General features: G+C 61.5%; 23 protein-coding genes and 1 other RNA gene. 11 read left to right on the plus strand and 13 right to left on the minus strand.

The window, feature by feature from the left end:
• Positions 1-204: 204 nt before the first annotated feature.
• From AN189_RS16525 to AN189_RS16575, 12 genes are all read right to left on the minus strand, one after another.
• Positions 205-438, minus strand: coding sequence for a ribbon-helix-helix domain-containing protein (locus tag AN189_RS16525; RefSeq protein WP_056038492.1), 234 nt, complete (start codon positions 436-438; stop codon positions 205-207).
• The gene (locus tag AN189_RS16530; protein WP_056038495.1) at positions 431-613 is read right to left on the minus strand and encodes a DUF4169 family protein; all 183 of its coding nucleotides are present in this window, start codon (positions 611-613) and stop codon (positions 431-433) included. Before AN189_RS16530 ends, AN189_RS16525 begins: the two co-directional genes overlap by 8 nt.
• 117 nt (positions 614-730) lie before the next feature.
• The gene (gene fumC / locus AN189_RS16535) at positions 731-2,122 is read right to left on the minus strand and encodes a class II fumarate hydratase (protein ID WP_056038498.1); all 1,392 of its coding nucleotides are present in this window, start codon (positions 2,120-2,122) and stop codon (positions 731-733) included.
• Between the two features lie 60 nt (positions 2,123-2,182).
• Positions 2,183-2,665 carry an SspB family protein gene (locus AN189_RS16540; RefSeq protein WP_056038630.1) on the minus strand — a complete coding sequence of 161 codons (483 nt, stop codon included), beginning with the start codon at positions 2,663-2,665 and terminating at the stop codon, positions 2,183-2,185.
• A gap of 63 nt (positions 2,666-2,728) precedes the next feature.
• Positions 2,729-3,370 carry a DUF1194 domain-containing protein gene (locus tag AN189_RS16545; RefSeq protein ID WP_056038501.1) on the minus strand — a complete coding sequence of 214 codons (642 nt, stop codon included), beginning with the start codon at positions 3,368-3,370 and terminating at the stop codon, positions 2,729-2,731.
• Positions 3,371-3,417: 47 nt separating this feature from the next.
• Positions 3,418-3,767: a transfer-messenger RNA gene (gene ssrA, locus AN189_RS18900) on the minus strand.
• Positions 3,768-5,099 (minus strand): branched-chain amino acid ABC transporter permease, encoded by a 1,332-nt coding sequence (locus AN189_RS16550; RefSeq protein ID WP_172794935.1) that lies wholly within the window; start codon positions 5,097-5,099, stop codon positions 3,768-3,770. It lies immediately after the preceding tmRNA gene.
• Positions 5,096-6,106 carry a branched-chain amino acid ABC transporter permease gene (locus AN189_RS16555; protein WP_056038504.1) on the minus strand — a complete coding sequence of 337 codons (1,011 nt, stop codon included), beginning with the start codon at positions 6,104-6,106 and terminating at the stop codon, positions 5,096-5,098. Before AN189_RS16555 ends, AN189_RS16550 begins: the two co-directional genes overlap by 4 nt.
• A gap of 62 nt (positions 6,107-6,168) precedes the next feature.
• Positions 6,169-6,993: an ABC transporter ATP-binding protein gene (locus tag AN189_RS16560; RefSeq protein ID WP_083484468.1), complete on the minus strand. Its 825-nt coding sequence runs from the start codon at positions 6,991-6,993 to the stop codon at positions 6,169-6,171.
• Positions 6,990-7,775: an ABC transporter ATP-binding protein gene (locus AN189_RS16565; RefSeq protein WP_056038506.1), complete on the minus strand. Its 786-nt coding sequence runs from the start codon at positions 7,773-7,775 to the stop codon at positions 6,990-6,992. Before AN189_RS16565 ends, AN189_RS16560 begins: the two co-directional genes overlap by 4 nt.
• 56 nt (positions 7,776-7,831) lie before the next feature.
• Complete coding sequence (locus AN189_RS16570) at positions 7,832-9,028, minus strand: ABC transporter substrate-binding protein (RefSeq protein ID WP_056038510.1); 1,197 nt, start codon at positions 9,026-9,028, stop codon at positions 7,832-7,834.
• A gap of 204 nt (positions 9,029-9,232) precedes the next feature.
• Positions 9,233-10,234 (minus strand): GlxA family transcriptional regulator, encoded by a 1,002-nt coding sequence (locus AN189_RS16575; RefSeq protein ID WP_157057531.1) that lies wholly within the window; start codon positions 10,232-10,234, stop codon positions 9,233-9,235.
• 152 nt (positions 10,235-10,386) lie between these two features.
• On the opposite strand from AN189_RS16575, the gene AN189_RS16580 reads away from it, so the two are divergent.
• Positions 10,387-11,757: a class II 3-deoxy-7-phosphoheptulonate synthase gene (locus AN189_RS16580; RefSeq protein WP_056038514.1), complete on the plus strand. Its 1,371-nt coding sequence runs from the start codon at positions 10,387-10,389 to the stop codon at positions 11,755-11,757.
• Positions 11,758-11,806: 49 nt separating this feature from the next.
• On the opposite strand, the gene AN189_RS16585 is transcribed toward AN189_RS16580, so the two are convergent.
• Positions 11,807-12,436: a PAS domain-containing protein gene (locus AN189_RS16585; RefSeq protein WP_083484469.1), complete on the minus strand. Its 630-nt coding sequence runs from the start codon at positions 12,434-12,436 to the stop codon at positions 11,807-11,809.
• Positions 12,437-12,611: 175 nt separating this feature from the next.
• Here AN189_RS16585 and AN189_RS16590 point away from each other — a divergent pair, with 175 nt between their 5' ends.
• From AN189_RS16590 to phoU, 10 genes are all read left to right on the plus strand, one after another.
• Positions 12,612-13,502 carry a YicC/YloC family endoribonuclease gene (locus tag AN189_RS16590; RefSeq protein WP_056038520.1) on the plus strand — a complete coding sequence of 297 codons (891 nt, stop codon included), beginning with the start codon at positions 12,612-12,614 and terminating at the stop codon, positions 13,500-13,502.
• A gap of 3 nt (positions 13,503-13,505) precedes the next feature.
• On the plus strand, positions 13,506-14,147 hold the full coding sequence (gene gmk / locus AN189_RS16595) for a guanylate kinase (protein WP_056038524.1): 642 nt from the start codon (positions 13,506-13,508) through the stop codon (positions 14,145-14,147).
• Positions 14,144-14,668 carry a gamma carbonic anhydrase family protein gene (locus AN189_RS16600; protein ID WP_056038527.1) on the plus strand — a complete coding sequence of 175 codons (525 nt, stop codon included), beginning with the start codon at positions 14,144-14,146 and terminating at the stop codon, positions 14,666-14,668. The genes gmk and AN189_RS16600 overlap by 4 nt, the downstream gene beginning before the upstream one ends.
• Positions 14,665-15,855, plus strand: a complete 1,191-nt coding sequence (locus AN189_RS16605; RefSeq protein ID WP_056038528.1) for a PLP-dependent aspartate aminotransferase family protein — start codon at positions 14,665-14,667, stop codon at positions 15,853-15,855. The genes AN189_RS16600 and AN189_RS16605 overlap by 4 nt, the downstream gene beginning before the upstream one ends.
• Positions 15,856-15,861: 6 nt before the next feature.
• Positions 15,862-16,884, plus strand: a complete 1,023-nt coding sequence (locus AN189_RS16610) for an ATP-binding protein (protein WP_056038532.1) — start codon at positions 15,862-15,864, stop codon at positions 16,882-16,884.
• A gap of 129 nt (positions 16,885-17,013) precedes the next feature.
• Positions 17,014-18,045: a substrate-binding domain-containing protein gene (locus AN189_RS16615; protein WP_056038535.1), complete on the plus strand. Its 1,032-nt coding sequence runs from the start codon at positions 17,014-17,016 to the stop codon at positions 18,043-18,045.
• A gap of 75 nt (positions 18,046-18,120) precedes the next feature.
• Positions 18,121-19,326: a phosphate ABC transporter permease subunit PstC gene (pstC, locus tag AN189_RS16620; RefSeq protein WP_056038538.1), complete on the plus strand. Its 1,206-nt coding sequence runs from the start codon at positions 18,121-18,123 to the stop codon at positions 19,324-19,326.
• Positions 19,323-20,645 carry a phosphate ABC transporter permease PstA gene (gene pstA / locus AN189_RS16625; protein ID WP_056038541.1) on the plus strand — a complete coding sequence of 441 codons (1,323 nt, stop codon included), beginning with the start codon at positions 19,323-19,325 and terminating at the stop codon, positions 20,643-20,645. Before pstC ends, pstA begins: the two co-directional genes overlap by 4 nt.
• An 18-nt stretch (positions 20,646-20,663) precedes the next feature.
• On the plus strand, positions 20,664-21,428 hold the full coding sequence (gene pstB / locus AN189_RS16630) for a phosphate ABC transporter ATP-binding protein PstB (protein ID WP_056038638.1): 765 nt from the start codon (positions 20,664-20,666) through the stop codon (positions 21,426-21,428).
• A gap of 12 nt (positions 21,429-21,440) precedes the next feature.
• Positions 21,441-22,154: a phosphate signaling complex protein PhoU gene (gene phoU / locus AN189_RS16635; protein WP_056038544.1), complete on the plus strand. Its 714-nt coding sequence runs from the start codon at positions 21,441-21,443 to the stop codon at positions 22,152-22,154.

The following is a 22,154-nucleotide window of genomic DNA, read 5'->3' on the forward strand; positions in this document are numbered from 1 at the left end:
TGACATCTTGCTGCCACAGATCCTAGTGTCGCACGGGCGACCACGCAGGATCGGAACACGCAAAATGCCATATCAGACCAGTCAAAAGCCGGGCGTCATGTCGCGTTTTGCGGCCTGGCTGCGCTGTATTGCAAATCCCGTTTCGCAAGACGTGCCGACCGTGCCGCAATCTGCACGCCGCAAACCCGACACGTATCCGCGCCGCTAACCCGTTCTGGATTGCAGGTCGGTCAGGACAGCCACCCGGATGGCGGAGGCCAGTCCCACATCCCCCCTCACGGCGTCGATTTCGGCAGCCAGTGCATTCAGCGCCAGACCCCGTTCCTGCGCCAAGGCACGAAACGCATCCCAGAATTCCCGTTCCAATGACACGCTGGTTCTGTGGCCGCGCAATGTCAGTGAATGCTTGATCGGTCGTCCGGCGGGGGGGTTACTCATCTTCGAACTGTGACTGGTCCAGGCGCTGTCTGGCCTGTTCGGCTTGTGCTGCTTCCAGCAAACGCTGCGCCTTGGTCCGTCCGAACTTGACCGCGTTCTGATCTGCCTCGGCCTTTTCCTCGGCACGGCTGCGTTTCTTGCGGACCTGATTGAGTGAGATAACCTTGGGCGTCATGCGTGGAATCCTGTGACAGATGAGATCCCACGGTGCCAAGTTGCGCCTGCCCGGACAAGAGATCGCCGCGCAAATTTCCCTGCGCGGCGGTGAATTGTTTGCTTGACGACGACGCGATTATTTCGGGCCGATCATGTCCTCGGGGCGCACCACACGGTCAAAGGTTTCGGCATCGACAAAGCCGAGTGCGATGGCCTCTTGCTTGAGGGTCGTGCCGTTCTTGTGCGCGGTCTTGGCCACCGTGGTGGCATTGTCATAGCCGATTTCGGGGGCCAATGCAGTCACCAGCATCAGGGATTCGCGCATCAGTTTTTCGATCCGGTCCCGGTCGGCCCGGATGCCTGCCACGCAATTGTCGGTGAACGCCACGGCGCTGTCGCCCAGCAGTTGCATGGATTGCAACACGTTGTAGGCCATCATGGGTTTCATCACGTTCAGCTCGAAATGGCCCTGCGAACCGGCGAATCCGACGGCCGCGTCATTGCCCATGACATGGGCGCAGACCTGTGTGATCGCCTCGACCTGCGTGGGGTTCACCTTGCCCGGCATGATCGACGACCCCGGTTCGTTTTCGGGCAACATCAGCTCTCCCAGACCGCAGCGGGGGCCGGACCCCAACATGCGAATGTCACAGGCGATTTTATAGATGCTGGCCGCGACGCCGCGCAGCGCGCCGGACATTTCGACCAGTGCATCATGGGCGGCCAGCGCCTCGAACTTGTTGGGGGCCGTGACAAAAGGCAGGCCGGTGATGTCCGCGATATTGGCAGCGACCGTTTCGCCCCAACCCTTTGGCGTGTTCAGACCGGTGCCGACTGCAGTGCCGCCCTGTGCCAGTTCATAGATCGCGGGCAGGGCGGCCTTGATGCGGCGGATACCCATGGCGACCTGATGCACGTAGCCGGAAAATTCCTGACCCAGTGTCAGCGGTGTCGCATCCATCGTATGGGTGCGGCCGATCTTGATGATGTCGTTGAATTCCGCCTGCTTTGCCTCCAGCGCCTTGTGCAGATGTTCCAGACCCGGCAGCAGCACGTCATGGGCGGTGCGGGCCACGGCGATATGCATCGCGGTCGGAAAGGTATCGTTGGACGACTGGCCCATATTGCAATGATCGTTGGGGTGAACGGGTGTTTTCGACCCGATCTCACCACCCAGAATTTCGATCGCGCGGTTGCTGATGACTTCGTTGGCATTCATGTTCGACTGGGTGCCGGACCCGGTCTGCCAGACGACGAGCGGGAAATGGTCGTCCAGTTTGCCTGCCACGACTTCTGATGCGGCCGCGATCATGGCGTCGGCCAGCGTCTTGTCCAGTTTGCCACGGGCAAGGTTGGCCTGCGCACAGGCTTGCTTGATCACACCCAGCGCGCGCACGATGGCGACGGGCTGTTTTTCCCAGCCGATGGGAAAATTCATCAACGAACGCTGTGTCTGTGCGCCCCAATAGCGGTCTGCGGCGACCTCCAGCGGGCCAAAGCTGTCGGTTTCGGTGCGTGTCTTGGTCATGTCGGGCCTCCCGGTCAAATGGTTGCCCTTCAGTAGCGTGACCTTACGCGCGCATCAATCTTACTTGCGAAACTTGTCGAGGCTGACGACCTCTGCGGCCGGGCGGGGGGCGTCCTCGGCGTCTGGTTCGACCAGCTCATCCATCGGTGCCTCGTCGTCATCGTCATCGTCGTGATCGATGTCAGAGGCCTGCGTTTCGAACCGCAGACCGAATTCGACCGAAGGATCGGCAAATGTCGTGATCGCGTCGTAGGGGATATACAGCGGTTCGGGCACGTTTCCGAACGACAGCGTCACGGCGAAACCCTCTTCCGAGACGTCGAGGTTGTCGAACCAGTGCTGCATGATGATCGTCATGTCGCCGGGATAGCGGTCCGACAGGTGGTCGGCCATTTCCACATCCGGGTGCAGCGTGTCAAAGGTGATGATGAACCGATGATCGCCGGGCAATTTGCCGGTTTTCTGAACGTCGGCCAACACGTCGCGGATCAGTGTCCGCATCGCACGGTGCATCAGATTTCCGTAGTCGATCTTTTGTGACATCTGGCCGCCCTTCGATTTGCCTAGGGTCAGCATATCGTATTCGTGGGCGAGTAAAAGGCCGACCTAACCGATGATTTGCGCCAATTCGCGGATAATCTTGGCACGGATTGCGCGCGGATAATCGCTGTGTCGTCGGGCGGTCATGACGAATCCGTCGCGTGTTATGACCTGTTCGCGGTAAAAGTTCGTGATGGCCAGGCCCATGGATTCAATGGCAATCGCATTGATCGTGATGCCATCGCGTTCGGCCTGTCTGCGGGCGGCGCCGATATCACCGATGGCGTTCGGTGTCCCGTCGCCCGAAATATCGATGACCCGGCGCTTGCAGTCCGCCACCGCGTCAAAGTTGCGCAGCGAAAACAGGATTGCCTGTGCCGGTGCGGTATCCGACAACACGAACCTGCGGTCTTGTGTGCGTGCACGGTCCGACAACTTTGCCGCGTCATTTGCCGTGCGGATACGCGTCCATGGAATGACCACCGACTGGCGGTCGATCCCCGACCATTGCACCACCGAAATGGCGGATTGCCCCTGCACCAGCGCGTCAATGATATCGGGATCGGTCAGCGCATCGGCCAGACCGTCCGTTTGCAAACGGTATTCCGCCACATCCACCGAATTGCTGACGTCAATCGTCAGCATCAGGGCCGTGTCACAGGCCAGCACCGGAAAGGGCAACAGAGCGAATAAGAGCGCGCGCAACATCACGCCAGCGTGGCGCAGCGCGCATGGCAAAGCAACAAAAAGGGAAAGGTGCAGGTTTCTGTTGCCAGGTACCTGCGGACCCCGCCCAAGGCTGCTAGGCCAGGGGACTTAAGGTTTCGGTGTTAGGTACCGCTTACGCGGCAACTGCGACCGGAGCATGGTTGTCATTTGCAACTATACAATTTGTACCGATAACGGTGGTAACTCACCGAGACAAAGCAAACCCCTTTAGACGTTCGTCGATCCTGTTTCGGCCCCATCGCTGGCAAATGACCAGATGTTGGTGGAGCCGCCGGGTACCGCCCCCGGGTCCGATCCGCTTATTACGAGCGCGTTTATGTCCATAGTCCCGAAGGACACCCCTTAGATAGGGGGGCCTTCGGGCTGTGGCAAGGGGTCACTTTTCGGGCAGGATCCCGCGTGGGCTGAACCGCAGGATCAGCAGCAAAACGGTGCCCATCACCAGGAAACGCATCTGCGGCGCGGAATTGACCAGGTTGGCCTTGAACGCGCTGTCATCGCTCATCCAGGCGGTGGCCCAGATCATCAGGTCGGGTCCGTATTCACCCACGGCCACCCACAGCCACCAGATCAGCATACCACCCAGCACAGAGCCAAAGTTGTTGCCGGACCCGCCGACGATGACCATCACCCAGACAAGGAACGTGAACCGCAGCGGCTGGTATGCGGCCGGTGTCAGCTGACCATCCAGCGTTGTCATCATTGCGCCCGCCAGCCCGCAGATGGCCGAACCGATGATGAACACCTGCAGATGCCGCGCGGTGACGTTCTTGCCCATGGCGCGGGCGGCCACCTCGTTGTCGCGGATCGCACGCATCATGCGGCCCCAGGGGCTGTGCAGTGCGCGCTGCGCAAGGATGAGCAACACGATCAGGAATGCCGCGAACAGGCCGGAATACAGCAGCTTGACCCAGAGGGTAGAGGCAAGCGTCGGGTCCAGCCCCAGATCGGTGACCGTAGCCACGAAATCCGGATCTGCCTGAAGATCTGTCTCGTAGGGGACAGGGCGCGGCAGGCCGATGACGTTCATGACGCCCCGGCTCATCCAGTTTTCGTTTTTCAGGATCGCGATGATGATTTCCGCAATGCCCAGCGTGGCAATCGCCAGATAGTCGGACCGCAGACCCAGTGCCGTCTTGCCGATGATCCAGGCCGCACCCGCGGCCAGCATCCCGCCGACAGGCCAGGCGATGACGGCCATGATCGGCCAGTCCCGACCGGAATCACCGCCAAAGTTCAGACCACCCAGAAAACCGGTGCTGGCGGGGTTCACCGCCTCGATCGCCTGCACGCCAGCGTCAAACACACTGCGGAACAGGAAAAATCCGACGATCCCAAGGACGACCATCGCAATCACCCGGACACGCCCGGCGGTGCGTTTGTAAACAGCGATCAGACCCGCGATCACGGCGGCACCAATGGCCAGCGCGCCCAGCACCTGACCGCCACCGGCAGCCCATGCCTCGGGGACGGGGGGCATCGAAATCAGCACCGCGGCCAGACCGCCCAGTGCCACGAACCCCATGACGCCGACGTTGAACAGCCCGGCGAGGCCCCATTGCAGGTTCACCCCCAGCGCCATGATCGCCGAAATCAGCCCGTAGTTGACGATGATCAACGCGAGGTTCCAGTTGTCCAGAACGCCGGTGCCCACGATCAGGGCCACGACAAGGCCCGCGAAAAGGCCGGTGCGCAATGTATCGGTCATATGGATTGCCCCTTGAACAGTCCGGTCGGCCGGAACAACAAAACGATGATCAGAATGATAAAGCTGACGGCGAACTTGTAGTCACCGCTCAGCAGCTGCACGAGGCCCTCTGGCGCCATGCTGTCAGGCAGCCAGTAGGTCAGCACCTTTTTCAGCGGATAGGTCACCGTCACCTCGGCAAAGGCGATCAGGAAACCGCCGACGATCGCACCCTTTGGGTTGCCGATCCCGCCGACGATCGCGGCCGCGAACATGGGCAGTAGCAGCTGGAAATAGGTGAAAGCCTTGAACGATTTGTCGAGGCCGTAGAGCACACCCGCCGTGGTTGCCAGTGCGCCGACCAGCAGCCAGGTCACACGCACCACGCGGTCGGGGTCGATGCCGGACAGCAGGGCCAGATCCTCGTTGTCGGAAAAGGCGCGCATGGATTTGCCGGTGCGTGTCTTGTTCAGAAACCAGAACAGCGCGGTCATGACGATCACGGCGGTGACCAGCGTGATGGCCTGCGTCGTCCGGATGGCCAGACCTTCGTCCAGACCTGTCATGTCGCGGAACTGGCGTACCGTGATCAGGAAACGTTCCCCATCTGCGAACTGGATGTCGCGGACACCGAAAAACACGCGCGTCAGGCCGTTCATGACGAACATCACACCCAGCGACACAATCACGAGGATCACGGGCTTTGCCTTTTGTTCGCGGTAGAATTTGTAGACCAGCCAATCGGTTACCAGCAGGATCACACCTGTGGCCGCAATCCCGACAGGCAGGGCGAGCAAGGCGGTCGGCAGTGGTCCCAGCGTGATGCCGAATGCCACCAGCACCGCCGTCAGCTTGATCGTGATGCCTGTCCCCAGCGCCATCGTGTCGCCGTGGGCAAAGTTGGAAAACCGCAAGATTGCATATACCAGCGTGATCCCCAGCGCCCCAAGTGCAAGCTGTGCGCCGTAGGCCGCCGCCGGTATGATCACAAAGTTCGTCAAAAAGACGAGACCGTTCAGAAAGTCCATTCAATATCCCCCAGTCCGGCCGCGATACGCGGGCACGGTGGTCGTCAAGATCAATGCGGGCATCACCCGCCCAAGAAGCTGCGGCGCACTTCGTCGTCGGCCAACAGTTCCTTGCCAGTGCCGGTATGCGCGTTCGCGCCCTGCACCAAAACGTAGGCTTTGTCAGCGATTTCAAGCGCTTGGCGTGCGTTCTGTTCCACCATCAGGATCGGGATGCCAGTGCGGGCCACCTCGATGATGCGGTCAAAGAGTTCATCCATGACGATCGGACTGACGCCGGCGGTCGGTTCGTCCAGCATCAGAACCTTGGGCTGTGTCATCAATGCACGTCCCACGGCGACCTGCTGACGCTGACCACCCGACAATTCACCCGCAGGCTGGTTCCGCTTTTCCTTGAGGATGGGAAACAGGTCATACACCTTGGTCATCGTATCGCGGAAATCATCGCGCCGGATGAACGCACCCATTTCCAGGTTTTCCTCGACGGTCATCGAGGTAAAGATGTTGTGGGTCTGCGGCACGAACCCCATGCCCTTGATCACGCGGTCCTGCGGGGTCAGCGCGGTGATATCCTCGCCGTCCAGCATCACGTGGCCCGAGCGCACGTCAAGCATGCCGAACATCGCCTTCATCGCGGTGGATTTGCCGGCACCGTTGGGGCCGACGATCACGGCGATTTCGCCCGGATCAACGGCAATGGTGCAGCTGTGCAGGATGTCGGGTCCCTTGCCGTAGCCACCTGTCATGGCCTCGCCGATCAGGAACGCCTTGCTGTTTGTCGGCACAGCCTTGCCGCCCTTGCGGACGGTCTGCGTCGTGCTGCCGCCGGGTTTGGTGATCGACCGGTCCTTGTTGCCGCGGTCATCCTGGTACGCGTTGTCACTCATGCTGTGGCCACCTGATCCTTATTTTTCAGACCCGTGCCCAGATAGGCTTCGATCACCTGTTCGTTGGCCTTGATCTCGTCCAGCGTGCCCTCGGCCAGCACCTTGCCCTCGGCCATGCAGATCACGGGGTCGCAGAGGCGGCCGATGAAATCCATGTCGTGTTCGATCACGACAAAAGTATAGCCGCGCTCGCGGTTCAGACGCTGGATCGCGTCACCGATGGTATTGAGCAGCGTGCGGTTCACGCCTGCGCCGACCTCGTCCAGAAACACGATCCGGGCGTCGACCATCATGGTGCGCCCCAGTTCCAGCAATTTCTTTTGTCCGCCAGAGATTTGTCCGGCCTTGTGATCGGCTAGATGGGTGATGGTCAGAAATTCCAGCACCTCGTCGGCCTTGGCCCGCAGGGCGCGTTCCTCGTCAGCGATGCGTTTACGCCCGAACCACGTGTTCCACAGCGTCTCGCCCGCCTGATTGCCCGGCACCATCATCAGGTTCTCGCGGCAGGTCATCGACGAAAACTCATGCGCGATCTGGAACGTGCGCAGCAGCCCCTTGTGGAACAATTCATGCGGCGGCAGGCCGGTGATATCCTCGCCTGCCATGGTCACGCGCCCCGACGTTGGTTCAAGAACGCCCGCGATCACATTGAATAGCGTGGTTTTTCCGGCACCGTTTGGACCGATCAGCCCGGTGATCGATCCTTCACGGATCGTCAGGCTTGCCCCGTCCACGGCGTGAAAACCACCAAAGGTCTTCACGAGATTTTCGACAACGATCATTGATTTTCAATCCGTTGGGTGCCCCGGCGCGCGATGGCGCCGGGGCAGGTCAGGTTTTATCGGAAGTTGACGGTGACGATTTCGCCGTCCTGGATCTCGATCTCGCGGTAGTTGCCTGCGGATTCGCCTGCACCGATGAGTTCCACCGCCGTGGCACCGACATAGTCGATGTCTTCGCCAGCCTTCAGCAGTTCAATCGCCTTGGCCAGCTCACCGGGGAAAATCTCGGTGCCGGGGGCGTTGGCGACATTCATGACTTCGCCCATGAAATCAGCGGACTGGTTGGAACCCGCTGCTTCCATGGCGAGCATGATCAGCGCTGCTGCGTCATAGCTTTCGGGTGCGAATGCGCCCGTGCCGTCGAAATCAGCTTCGGCTGCCAGGGCCTGGAACATTTCAGCGCCTGCGCTGTCGGTGCCGGGGAACTGACCGAACGATCCGTTCAGCGCGTCACCGATGTCGTCAACCAGCTGCTGACCGACCATGCCGTCGGGCAGGACGAAGGTGTCGAATGCGCCCGTGTCGATCGAGTTCTGGATGATGCCCTTGCCGCCCTGGTCGGTGTAACCGGCCACGACCAGAACCTCGCCACCGGCGGCTGCCAGTGCTGCGACCTCGGACGAATAGTCGCCTTTGCCGTCCTCGTGTGCGGCCGAAATCGTGACGGTGCCGCCGGATTCCTCGAATGCCGCCTGGAACGCGTCAGCCAGACCCTTGCCGTAGTCGTTGTTGGTATAGGTCAGCGCGACTTCGGTGATGCCGCGATCGTTCAGGATCTCGGTCATCACGACACCCTGACGGGCATCCGACGGTGCGGTACGGAAGAACAGACCGTCATCCTCTGCGGTGGACAGACCGGGCGAAGTGGCGGAGGGCGAAATCATCACGACACCGTTCGGGCGTGCGACGTTTTGCAGGATCGCACCCGTCACACCGGAACAATCGGCGCCCATGATGGCGTTCACGCCGTCACCGGTGACCAGACCTTCGGCTGCGGCGGTGGCTGCACCGGCGTCGATGCAGGTGGAATCCGCGCGGATGCCTGTCACGGTCGCGCCGTCCAGCAGGGTGCCGGCTGCGTTGACTTCGGCGATGGCCAGTTCAGCGCCAGCGCCCATGGCGGGGGTGATGGATTCCAGCGGGCCGGTAAAGCCCAGCACGATCCCGATCTTGACGTCGCCCGTATGCGCGGCGGCAAAGGCCTGACCGGCAAACAGGGCGGTGGCCGCGGTGGCCATCATCAGATGTTTCATTGGTAACTCCCTAACGTTTTTGTTGTTGGTGGACGCAGATTAGCAGGCGCGTTGCAGAAAGAAAGCGCCAACCGGCAGGTCGTTCGACCTGCAAAACCAGTCGCGCCGGGTCAAAATCGCGACTTTGCGACATGACGCAACCTTGAGTTGATTTGCGAGGCGCCCACTGCCGCTACGTCATCGCGGACAAGAGAATCGCACGCCCTAGGGCGCTGTCCGCGCCGCATGCGATCCGCGTTCGCGGTAGGGCGTCGTGTCGTAATGGGCCCGGTAGCATTTGGAGAAATGCGACGGCGATGCAAAACCGCAGGCCAATGCGACATTGATTACCGTCATGTCGGTCTGCATCAGCAGATTGCGCGCCTTGGCCAGCCGCAACTCCATGTAATACCGCTTGGGGCTGCGCGACAGATAACGCCGGAACAGCCGTTCCAGCTGGCGCGTCGACATCCCCACCTCCTTGGCCAATTGTGCGGGGCTGATCGGGTCCTCGATATTCTGTTCCATCAGCTTGATGACGCGCGACAGTTTCGGGTGCCTGACGCCGATCCGGGTGGGGATCGACAGGCGCTGCGTGTCCTGATCGGTCCGGATCGACGAATAAATCAGGATATCGGCGACATTGTTGGCCAATTCCTCGCCGTGGTCATCCGCAATCAGCTTGAGCATCAGGTCGATGGATGCGGTGCCCCCCGCAGTCGTGATGCGGTTGCCGTCTATGACGAATACGGACCGGGTCAGGTCGACCTCCTCGAATTCCTCGATAAAGCTGTCCTGGTTTTCCCAGTGGATCGTTGCGCGTTTGCCATCCAGCAGGCCCGCCCGCGCCATGGTATAGCCTGCGGTGCACAGGCCCGCGACGGGCAGGCCGCGCCGGGCCTCCTTGCGCAGCCAGTTCAACACACGCTTTGTCGTGGCTTCCTGAATCTCGAGCCCGCCACACAACATGATCGTGTCGTCACGGTCCAGTTCAGACAGATCACCGTTCACCGTGAACACGCAGCCGTTGGAACAGGTCGCGCTGACACCGCCCTCGGCCAGCAACGACCAGCTATAGAGTTGTCGTCCGGCGGTCATGTTGGCGATCCGCAGGCTTTCGATGGCGGCGGAAAAACAGAGCATCGTGAACTGATCCAGCAGGACAAACACGAAATGCCGGGGCCGCTGTTCGGCTGCGACTGCACGGGGGGATGATGATGGTGGCATGACCATACTCCGAAAAACGCCTTGGGCGGACCAAACGCTACTAATCGCCCGGAAACAAGTGCCGCAGCGACATTTGCATTGGACCTCTGGGGGTCCCACGTTATAAGCCGCGTCCGACAGCAAGAACCCGGATTGCCGGGGAAGGGGAAACGATGAGCACTTGGACCAAATCTGACTGGCGCAGCAAACCACGCGTACAGATGCCCGATTATACCGACGCCGCCGCACTGCAGGCCGTCGAGGCAAAGCTGGCCAGCTATCCCCCGCTGGTCTTTGCCGGCGAGGCCCGCCGTCTGCGCAGTCACCTGGCCAAGGTCAGCCGTGGCGAGGCGTTTCTCTTGCAGGGCGGCGATTGCGCCGAAAGCTTTGCCGAATTCAGCGCCGACACGATCCGCGACACGTTCAAGGTGATGTTGCAGATGGCGATGGTCCTGACCTACGGAGCCAAGGTGCCCGTGGTCAAGGTCGGGCGCATGGCAGGCCAGATGGCCAAGCCGCGCAGCGCCCCCACCGAAACCGTCAGCGGCGTGGAACTGCCCAGCTACCGCGGTGACATCATCAACGGGTTCGATTTCACGCCCGACAGCCGGATCCCTGATCCTGCACGGATGGAACAGGCCTATCTGCAGGCGGCGGCATCGCTGAACCTGCTGCGTGCCTTTTCCACGGGCGGCTATGCTGACGTGCATCAGGTTCATCAATGGACGCTGGGGTTCACCGATGCGCCGGAGGCCGAAAAATATCGCGAACTGGCCAGCCGTATCAGCGATACGCTGGATTTCATGAATGCCGCCGGTCTGACGACCGACCGCAATCACGAATTGCAGACCGTCGAATTCTACACCAGCCACGAGGCGTTGCTGCTGGAATACGAAGAGGCGCTGACCCGCGTGGACAGCACATCCGGCAACATGCTGGCAGGGTCCGGTCACATGATCTGGATCGGTGACCGCACGCGTCAGCCCGACGGCGCGCATGTCGAATACTGCAAGGGCGTGATGAACCCCATCGGCCTGAAATGTGGTCCGACGATGACCTCTGGTCACCTCAAGGCGCTGATGGCCTCGCTGAACCCGAACAACGAGGCCGGTCGCCTGACGCTGATCGCACGCTTTGGCGCGGGCCAGGTTGGTGAACACCTGCCGCGCCTGATCAAGGCCGTCGAGGAAGAAGGCGCAAACGTCGTCTGGACCTGTGACCCGATGCACGGCAACACGATCAAATCCTCGACCGGCTACAAGACCCGTCCGTTCGAAAGCGTGCTGCGTGAGGTCACCGAATTCTTTGGTGTGCATAACGCCGAAGGCACGATCCCCGGCGGTGTCCATTTCGAGATGACCGGCAAGGACGTGACCGAATGCACCGGTGGCGTGCGTGCCGTGACCGACGAGGATCTGTCGGATCGTTATCACACGGCCTGCGATCCGCGCCTGAACGCCAGCCAGTCGCTGGAACTGGCGTTCCTTGTGGCCGAACAGCTCAGCAATCGTCGCACCGCATTGGCCGACGCCAAGGCCAGCTGATCGCGCGCACCAATGACTGCGAGGGGGGCACCGGATCGGTGCCCCTTTTTCATGAGCGGGTATTGTCCACGACCAGACGCAAGCCCGGCTGCACAGGATCGCTGGCGCGGCTGTCGGCAAACTGCCTGCCCAGCACCTGACGCCGGATCGCCGGTGCTGCGGCCACGTCCCACCGCAAACCGGACCTTGTCCGTGTGTCGTGACTGACGATCGCACCCATGATCTTGGTCACCTGACCCGTCGCATCCGCCAAGGGCAGCGCCAGCACATACCCACGCACCGGATGCCGGCTAAACCGACGGGCTCCGATCAGCGGCACGCCAAGGATCGCAGGATCGGCCAGGCAGTCCTGCATCAGCGCAACCACCCGCGCGCCAGCGTCATCGGTGAAAAAGCACCCCACCGACATGCCGCGCGGATCGAATCCCATACCATCATGCAATGCCTGACCCGCCACGCGGATGCGCAAGGCATCGAGGCCGGTCTGCTGCGCGACAAAGGCATGGGGCAATGCCGCATGCAGCGCCAGCGGGTCGATATCCGCATGGCGCGGCACGGGGCTGGTGCGGCTGATGGTGCGCCAATCCGCCTCGAGCACGGATAACAGCCGCGCGGCCTGCGGTGACAGGTGCGCCAAGGGATCAGGCGAGGGTCCGGCAGGGGGTGGAACAGGGTGCATGGCGGCAATCCGGTGACAAAAACGTGGCAGAATTAAGGAAAGCTTAACCCCGAAAGGCGTGATGCTTCATCCAAAATAGGATCAGACGGTTAACAGCCGCCCGCCCGCGCGCCGCCCCTTGTCCCCCCGGCGCTGGAAACGTTACATGGGCCGGTAACGACCTGACAGGACGACCATGACCCATTCGATGACTGCTTTTGCGACCCGGACCGGACATTCCGATGCGGGGCGGTGGGAATGGACCCTGCGATCCGTGAACGGCCGCACGTTGGACCTGCGGATGTACCTGCCGGACGGTTGCGACCGCCTGGAAACCACCCTTCGGACGGCCCTGCGCAAGGCATTGCATCGTGGCACGGTCACCGTGACGCTGACCTGCCGGATGGATCAGGGCCAGGGTGGTCGTGACATTGATCCCGACCGGTTGGACACCGTGTTGCGCGCGCTGGATCAGGTACAGGACCGTGCGTTTTCCTTGGGCGTCACGCTGGGGCAGCCCACTGCCGCCGACGTGTTGCTGCAACCCGGCGTGCTGGAGGCCGGTTCAGCGGGTGCCGCATCCGATGACCTGATCGCTGCGGCCACCACGGCAATCGGCCCGCTGTTGGCGGATCTGACCGCGATGCGCGCCCAGGAAGGCACGGCATTGCAGAAACTGATCTGCGCGCAACTTGACACCGTCAAGGACCAGATCGAGGCCGCCCGCGCCCTGCTGCCCGAACGCGAAAAAGACGCCCGCCGCGCCCTGCGCGACGCCTATGCCCGGGTGATGGGGGAAATAACCGACACAGACGGCGCCCGCCTGACGCAGGAATTGGCGCTGATCGCGGTGAAACAGGACGTGACCGAAGAGCTGGACAGGCTGAACACGCATCTGGTCGCGGCATGGGACCTGATGGACGAAGACGGCCCCGTCGGCCGCAAGCTGGATTTCATCATCCAGGAAATGCTGCGCGAGGCGAATACCTTGTGTTCAAAATCCCAGAATGCCGCGCTCTCGGGTATTGGCATCACGATCAAGACCGCGCTGGAACAGATGCGCGAACAAGTTCAGAATGTGGAGTGAGTGATGATGCGTCGTGGCCTGCTGATCATCCTGTCCTCGCCCTCGGGTGCGGGTAAATCGACCCTCGCCAAACGGCTTATGACATGGGACGACACGCTGCGGTTTTCGGTGTCGGCCACCACGCGCCAGCCCCGCGCGGGCGAGGTGGACGGCGCCGATTATCATTTCGTGTCAGAGGCCGAATTCCGCCGCCTTGTGGATGATCGTGGCATGCTCGAACACGCCCGTGTCTTCGAAAATTACTACGGCAGCCCCAAGGCGCCCGTGCAGGCCGCCATCGAGACGGGGCGCGACGTATTGTTCGACATCGACTGGCAGGGCGCACAGCAGATCAGCAATTCCGACCTGCAGGATTCGGTGCTGTCGATCTTTATCCTGCCGCCGTCGATCACCGAATTGCACCGCCGTCTGGTCAGCCGCGGGCAGGATGGGCCCGAGGTGATCGCCAAACGGATGCGCAAGAGTTGGGACGAAATCAGCCATTGGGACGGTTATGATTACGTGCTGGTCAATGACGATCTGGACGAAACCGAGGACCGTCTGAAAACCATCATCAGCGCCGAACGCCTGCGCCGTGCGCAACAGCCCGGTCTGCTGGATGTGGTGCGCCGCCTGCAATCCGAATTCGAGGAACGCCCGCTATGACACTTTACGCACTCAATGATGTCCGCCCGACGCTGGGGGACGCGGTCTGGATTGCCCCCGGCGCGCATGTCATGGGTCGGGTCGATCTGGGGGACCGCGTGAACATCTGGTTCAACGTCACGATCCGGGGCGACAACGACCCCATCATCATCGGCGCCGACAGCAACATCCAGGAAAATGCCGTCCTGCACAACGATCCCGGTTTTCCGCTGACCGTTGGGCAGGGTTGCACCATCGGCCACAAGGCGATGCTGCACGGCTGCACCATCGGCGACAACACCATGATCGGGATGGGGGCGACCGTGCTGAACGGTGCCGTGATCGGCAAGAATTGCCTGATCGGCGCGGGCGCACTGATCACCGAAGGCAAGACCATCCCCGATGGCAGTCTGGTCATGGGGGCCCCCGGCAAGGTGGTGCGCCAGCTGGATGACACCGCCATCGCGGGCCTGCGCCTGTCGGCCCGCCATTACGTCGAAAACGCGGCCCGTTTTGCCCGCGATCTGAAGGAAATCGAATGACACGTCCTACCTCTATCGTGCGCCGCACCAGCTGGCCCACATCCGTCTCGCGGCCCGTCGTGACGCCGCTGCAACCCAGTGTCGTCTATTCGTCACCCGATCCCGATGCGCTGGATGCGCAATATGCCGACGCCTCTGGCTATACCTATGCCCGCGAGGGGCACCCGAACGCGCAGGTTCTGGCCGAAAAGATCGACATGCTGGAATCCGTTGATCCCGCATCCGGCGGCGGGATCATCACCGGGTCGGGAATGTCCGCGATCGGCGCTGTATTTCTGGGCGTGCTCAAGGCGGGCGATCACGTGCTGGGCGGTGACCAGCTTTATGGTCGATCCTTGCGGCTGATGACGCAAGACCTGCCGCGTCTGGGAATCGAAACCTCGCTGGCGGACCCCACGGACCTGGCCGCGATGGAGGCCGCATTGCGCCCCAACACCCGCATGATCCTGGTCGAGGTGGTATCGAACCCCACGATCCGCGTGGCCGACATGGAAGGGATCGTGAAACTGGCCCGTGACCGCGGCATACTGCTGATGGTGGACAATACCTTTACCACGCCAGCCGCCTATCAGCCGCTGGTGGCGGGTGCCGACATCACGATTCATTCGGTGACCAAGCTGCTGGCGGGCCATTCGGATGCGACCCTGGGCTATGTCGGGACCAATGATCCGGACCTGCGGCGCCAGATCAACGATGCCAATGTGACCTGGGGCATGACGCCCAGCCCGTTCGATTGCTGGCTGGCGGAACGGGGGCTTCATTCTTTCCACCTGCGCCACCGCGCGACACAGGACAATGCCACCCGGCTGGCCGATGCGCTGGCAGGCATGCCCGGCGTGACCAAGGTTCTTTATCCCACGCGCGCTGACCATCCCGACCATAACCGCGCCGTGGCACTGCTGGGCGGGCAGGGCGGGCATATGCTGTCCTTTGTGCTGGACGGCGGGCGTGAGGCGGCGAATGCGCTGACCCGGGCCGCCCCCAACATCGCATTTGCGCCGACGCTGGGGGATATCGGCACAACGCTGTCGCATCCGCCGTCATCATCGCATCGCGGATTGACGCCCGAGGGGCGTGCCGCACTGGGCATCAGCGAAGGATTCTTTCGCGTGTCGGTCGGGGTCGAGGATGCCGACCTGCTGATTTCCGAACTGGGTGCCGCCGTCGCGGCCGCAACCCAAGGGTAGGGGGCCATGACCCGTCTGATCCCCGTCGATGCCCTGCCGATCCCGGTGATGCTGATCGACGCGGATCAGATGGTGGGTGCCGTCAGTCCTGCCTTGACGGCCCTGTTGGGGCCGAAACTGGTGGGGCGCCATTTCATCACCGCCTTGCGTCAACCCACCCTGCTGGAGGCGATCGAGACCGTGATGCAATCCGGCGCACCGGGCAGATCGCAATACCTTGGGCGCGATGGTGCGCGGGACACGACCTGGGATGTGACCATCGTACCCGAGGGACGCAGCGTGATCCTGACCTTTGAGGATCGGACCGCGGCACAGGACGTCGGACAATTGCGCCGGGATTTCGTGGCCAATGTCAGTCACGAGCTGCGCACGCCGCTGACAGCGCTTCAGGGGTTCATCGAAACGCTGCGCGGTGCCGCCCGCGACGACCCAAAGGCCCGCGAACGGTTCTTGGGAATCATGGAACGTGAAACCACGCGGATGACCCAGCTTGTCACCGACCTTTTGTCGCTGTCGCGGGTCGAGGAGGCGGAACGCCTGCGCCCCAATACGGCCGTCAATCTGGGGGCATTGATCGCAGGCACGCTTGAAGATCTGGGCCCGATCATCACGGATTCGGGGATGAAGGTGACCCTGGAGGACAACAGCGCGGGCGTGCACGTGCTGGGCGATTCCGACCAGTTGCGGCAGGTCATCGCCAACCTGGTGCAAAACGCGCTGAAATACGGGGCCGACGGCGAAAAGGTCGAAATTACCGTCGATCCGCCGGCAGCCTTTCGCAAATTGCGCGGGTTGGGGCTGGCGTTTCATGTGCGCGATCATGGTCCCGGTATCGCCGCCCACCATCTGCCGCGCCTGACCGAGCGATTCTACCGCGTCGATTCTCACAGGGCGCGCGGGCAGGGTGGCACAGGACTGGGATTGGCCATCGTCAAACACATCCTGAACCGTCACCGCGGGCGATTGCATATCGCCAGTACCGTTGGATCAGGCACAACCTGTACCGTGGTTCTGCCGCTTGCGGACTAAATCCGCGATTTCGGCCCCTGTCATATTACTTTTACATAACTGTCACAAAAGCGTTGTGCGGGCCGATTAGCAGGGCCGCGACGGGGGCGTAGGAAACGCCATCCGCATATGACTGACAGGAGCAAAAATATGTCGTTCATCAAACTGGCCACCTCTGCCGTTGCCATCGCTGCCGCATCCGCCGCCACCGCCCAATCCCGTGACAACGTGCAGGTTGCAGGCTCGTCCACCGTGCTGCCCTATGCCACGATCGTAGCCGAACTGTTCGGCGAGAACTTTGATTTTCCGACACCCGTCGTCGAATCCGGCGGATCTTCCGCTGGTCTGAAGCGTTTCTGTGAAGGCGTTGGCGAAAACACCGTCGACATCGCGAACGCATCCCGCGCGATCCGCCCCGCAGAGATCGAGGAATGCGCTGCAAACGGCGTGACCGACATCATGGAAGTCCGCATCGGTTATGATGGCATCGTGTTCGCCAGCCAGACCGACGGTCCGGCATTCACCGAATTCACCCCGACACAGTGGTACAACGCACTGGCCGCCGAGCTGCCCGTCGACGGTGCCATGGTTGCCAACCCGAACACCAACTGGTCGCAGGTTGACGCCGCACTGCCCGACGCCGACATCATGACATTCATCCCCGGCACCAAGCACGGCACCCGTGAAGTGTTCGAGGAAAAAGTCATCCTGCAGGGCTGCGAAGACAGCGGTGCCATGGCTGCGATCATGGAAATCAACGGCGGTGACGAAGATGCTGCCGAATCCGCATGCATGGCGATCCGCACCGACGGCATGTCCGTGGACATCGACGGCGACTACACCGAAACGCTGGCTCGCATCGACGCGAACCCCAACGGTGTCGGCGTCTTTGGTCTGGCGTTCTACGAAAACAACACCAGCGTCCTGAAGGTCGCCACCATGAACGGTGTCGAACCCACGACGGAAACCATCTCGGCTGGTGATTACCCCGTGTCCCGCCCGCTGTTTTTCTACGTCAAGAAGGCGCATATCGGCGTGATCCCCGGTGTGAAGGAATACGCAGAGTTCTTCGTGTCTGACGACATGGCAGGCCCCGACGGCCCGCTGGCCGAATACGGCCTGGTGTCCGACCCCGAGCTGGCCACCACCCAGGCCGCGATCGCTGACGAAACCACGATGTAAGTTTGCGCAAACGCATGTTACGACCGGGGGCAGGGCCGCTGCCCCCGGTCATTTGAACGAAGTGAAAGCTGCCACATGTCGCTGACGTTGCCCCTTTTGTTTATTGCCGCACTCAGCGTCGGGGGGTTCTTTATCGCCCGCAGTCGTGCACAAAGCGCCGCTGGCGGTGATATTCGCAAACTGGCGTCCCTGCCGCGCCAGCACGGGCTGAACACAGCCCTGTCCACCGCCATTCCTGCGCTGTTCGCCATTCTGGCTTGGCTCTTTGCCGCGCGCCTGCTCAGCTACCGTGATGCTGCACCGATCTGGGTGCCGCTGGCCATCATGTTGATTGCGACACTGGGTTTCATCCTGTCGATCATGCGCGTATCGGTCACGTTCCGGGCCCGCACCGCCGCCGAGGGATGGATCCGCAGCCTGCTGATCGGTGCCTCTGTCATCGCTATTCTGACCACGGTGGGCATCGTGTTTTCGATGCTGTTCGAATCGATCAACTTTTTCAGCCAGTATCGCTGGCAGGATTTCTTTTTCTCGACGAATTGGGCACCCAACTTTCGCGGCAATTCCGATCTGGGCATCCTGCCACTGCTCTGGGGCACATTGTACATCAGCGTCATCGCCCTGATCTTTGCCGTGCCGATCGGTCTGTTCGCCGCTGTCTACCTCAGCGAATATGCCAGCCGCCGGACCCGCAGCGTGTTCAAACCGCTGATCGAGATCCTCGCCGGTATTCCGACCATCGTTTACGGTCTGTTTGCGCTGGTCACCGTGGGCCCGTTCCTGCGCGACTACTTTGCCCAGCCGACCGGTTTTGGCGACAGCGCGTCGTCGGTGATGACCGCCGGTCTGGTCATGGGCATCATGCTGATCCCCTTTGTATCGTCACTGTCCGACGACATCATCAACGCCGTGCCGCAATCCCTGCGTGACGGTAGCTTGGGATTGGGTTCGACCCATTCGGAAACTATCCGTCAGGTTGTCCTGCCGGCCGCATTGCCCGGCATTGTCGGCGCCATCCTGCTGGCCGCATCCCGCGCCATCGGCGAGACAATGATCGTGGTGCTGGGGGCAGGGGCCGCGGCCCGGCTGGACCTGAACCCATTCGAGGCGATGACAACCGTGACCGTCAAGATCGTCAGCCAGCTGACCGGTGACACGGATTTCGCATCCCCCGAAACACTCGTTGCATTCGCACTGGGCCTGACCTTGTTTGTCATCACCCTCGCGCTGAATGTCCTCGCCCTCTACATCGTGCGCCGCTACCGGGAGCAATACGAATGACCTCGAAATCCCTGCTGACCGAAGACAAGCGGACCAAGGCGCGTAACGCGGCAGAACGCCGGTTCAAATCTTACGGTGTCGCGGCCATCGCAGTTGCCATGATGGCGCTTGCGATCCTGCTGACCAGCGTGATCGTCAAGGGGATCGGCGCATTCAGCCAGACCTATGTGACCATCGACATCACCCTTCCTGCTGACCGGCTGGACAAGGACGGTAACCGCGATCCTGCCGAAATGGCGGGCGTGACAACCATCGGCTATGCCTCTGTCCTGCGCGACGGTTTGATCGACACGCTGGCCGCCGCCGGGATCGAAACCGAGGTCAGCGACCGCGACATCGGCGACATGATTTCCAAGGAGGCATCGGCCACGGTTCGCAACCGCGTGCTGGCGAATCCGGACCTGATTGGCGAGACGGTCAATTTCAACCTGCTGGCCGACGGGCGGATCGACGGGTTTTTCAAAGGCCGCGTGACGATGGAAACCGCATCGCGCGACCAGAACGTCAGCCCCGAACAACTGGTCCTGGCCGAACAGATGGCCGAGGCGGGCATTATCGAGACCCGCATCAACTGGGCGTTTCTGTCGCTGCCCGATGCATCTGACCAAAGACCAGAGGCCGCAGGGCTGGGTGTGGCAATCCTGGGATCGCTTTACATGATGATCGTGGTGCTGGTGCTGGCGCTGCCCATTGCGGTTGCGGCGTCCATCTACCTCGAGGAATTTGCCCCGAAAAACCGCTGGACCGATATCATCGAGGTCAATATCGCGAACCTCGCGGCTGTTCCGTCCATCGTTTACGGGATCCTTGGCCTTGCGATTTTCATCAACTTCATGGAATTCAACCAATCCTCGCCGCTGGTTGGGGGGCTGGTGCTGACCTTGATGACCTTGCCTACGATCATCATCTCGACACGCGCCGCGTTGAAATCGGTGCCGCCGTCGATCCGGGATGCGGCATTGGGTGTCGGCGCGTCAAAAATGCAATCGGTGTTTCACCACGTGCTGCCGCTGGCCGCACCGGGCATCCTGACGGGCACGATCATCGGTCTGGCGCAGGCGCTGGGTGAAACCGCACCGCTGCTGCTGATCGGCATGGTGGCCTTTGTGCGGGATTATCCGCAGGCCTTTTCCGACAGCGCCGGCCTGTTCGGAGACCCGTCAACCGCACTGCCCGTGCAAATCTACAACTGGACGCAGCGATCCGACCCGGCCTTTGTCGAACGGGCCCAGGGTGCGATCATCGTGCTGCTGGTGTTCCTGCTGATCATGAACGCCGCCGCCATCATCCTGCGCCGCAAATTCGAACGCCGTTGGTAAGCCATGAAAGACACCTCAATGACCAAGAACATCAAGATCTCGGCGAACAATATCGACGTTTATTACGGCGAAAAACACGCGATCAAGGACGTGTCCGTCCAGATCGAGGACAAGACCGTCACGGCCTTTATCGGACCCTCGGGCTGCGGCAAGTCAACGTTTCTGCGGTGCATCAACCGGATGAACGACACGATTGATATCGCGCGTGTCACAGGCCACATCGCCATCGACGGCGAGGATATCTATGATCCCCGCGTTGATCCCGTACAGCTGCGCGCCAAGGTCGGCATGGTGTTCCAGAAACCGAACCCCTTTCCAAAGTCCATCTATGACAACGTGGCCTATGGCCCGAAAATCCATGGCCTGTCCCGCAACAAGGCCGAGCTGGACGAGATCGTTGAAAAATCCCTGCGTCGCGGTGCCCTGTGGGAAGAGGTCAAGGACCGTCTGCACGAACCGGGCACCGGCCTGTCGGGTGGCCAGCAGCAACGCCTGTGCATCGCACGCGCTGTCGCGACGGAACCAGAGGTTCTGCTGATGGATGAGCCGTGCAGTGCGCTGGACCCCATCGCCACGGCCCAGGTCGAGGAACTGATCGACGAACTGCGCCAAAGCTTTTCGGTGGTGATCGTGACCCACTCGATGCAGCAGGCTGCGCGGGTCAGTCAGAAAACCGCGTTTTTCCATCTCGGCAACATGGTTGAATACGACGAGACGGACAAAATCTTTACCAACCCCGAAGACCCGCGCACCGAGAGCTATATCTCGGGCCGGATCGGATAAGGAGCGGCGACCATGAGCGATCAACAACACATTTCATCGGCCTACGACCGCGACCTAGAAGAGATCACGACACTGATCATGAAAATGGGTGGCATGGTCGAGGCGGCGATCCTGCAGACCGCCGAGGCGATGGCGACCCGCGATCTGGAGCTGGCCGAAAAGGTCCGCAACGGTGACAAGGCCATCGACGCGCTGGAAATCGAGATCAACGATTCCGCGGCACGCACCATTGCCCTGCGTGCGCCGGTCTCCAAGGACCTGCGGTCCATCCTGACGGTGCTGCGGCTGGCGGCCTCGCTTGAACGGATCGGCGATTATGCAAAGAACATCGCCAAACGCACGTCGGTCCTGATCGACATGCCGGTCATCAGCGGGTCCGAAGTCGCGCTGAAACGCATGGCCCGCGAGGTGCAGGGCATGTTGAACGACACGCTGGATGCCTACATCCGCGGCGATGCCGAACTGGCCGAGGACGTGCGCCAGCACGACCAGGATGTCGATCAGATGTACAACGCGCTGTTCCGCGAATTCCTGACCTTCATGATGGAAGACCCGCGCAACATCACCGCCTGCATGCATCTGCATTTCATGGCCAAGAACATCGAGCGCATGGGCGATCTGACGACCAATATGGCAGAACAGGTGATCTATCTGGTCACCGGTGACATGCCGGACGAGGCGCGTCCAAAGTCAGACCGCACGGCCTATACCACGGAACCGGAATGA

Source organism: Loktanella sp. 3ANDIMAR09 (assembly GCF_001420005.1).
Taxonomy (GTDB): Bacteria; Pseudomonadota; Alphaproteobacteria; order Rhodobacterales; family Rhodobacteraceae; genus Loktanella.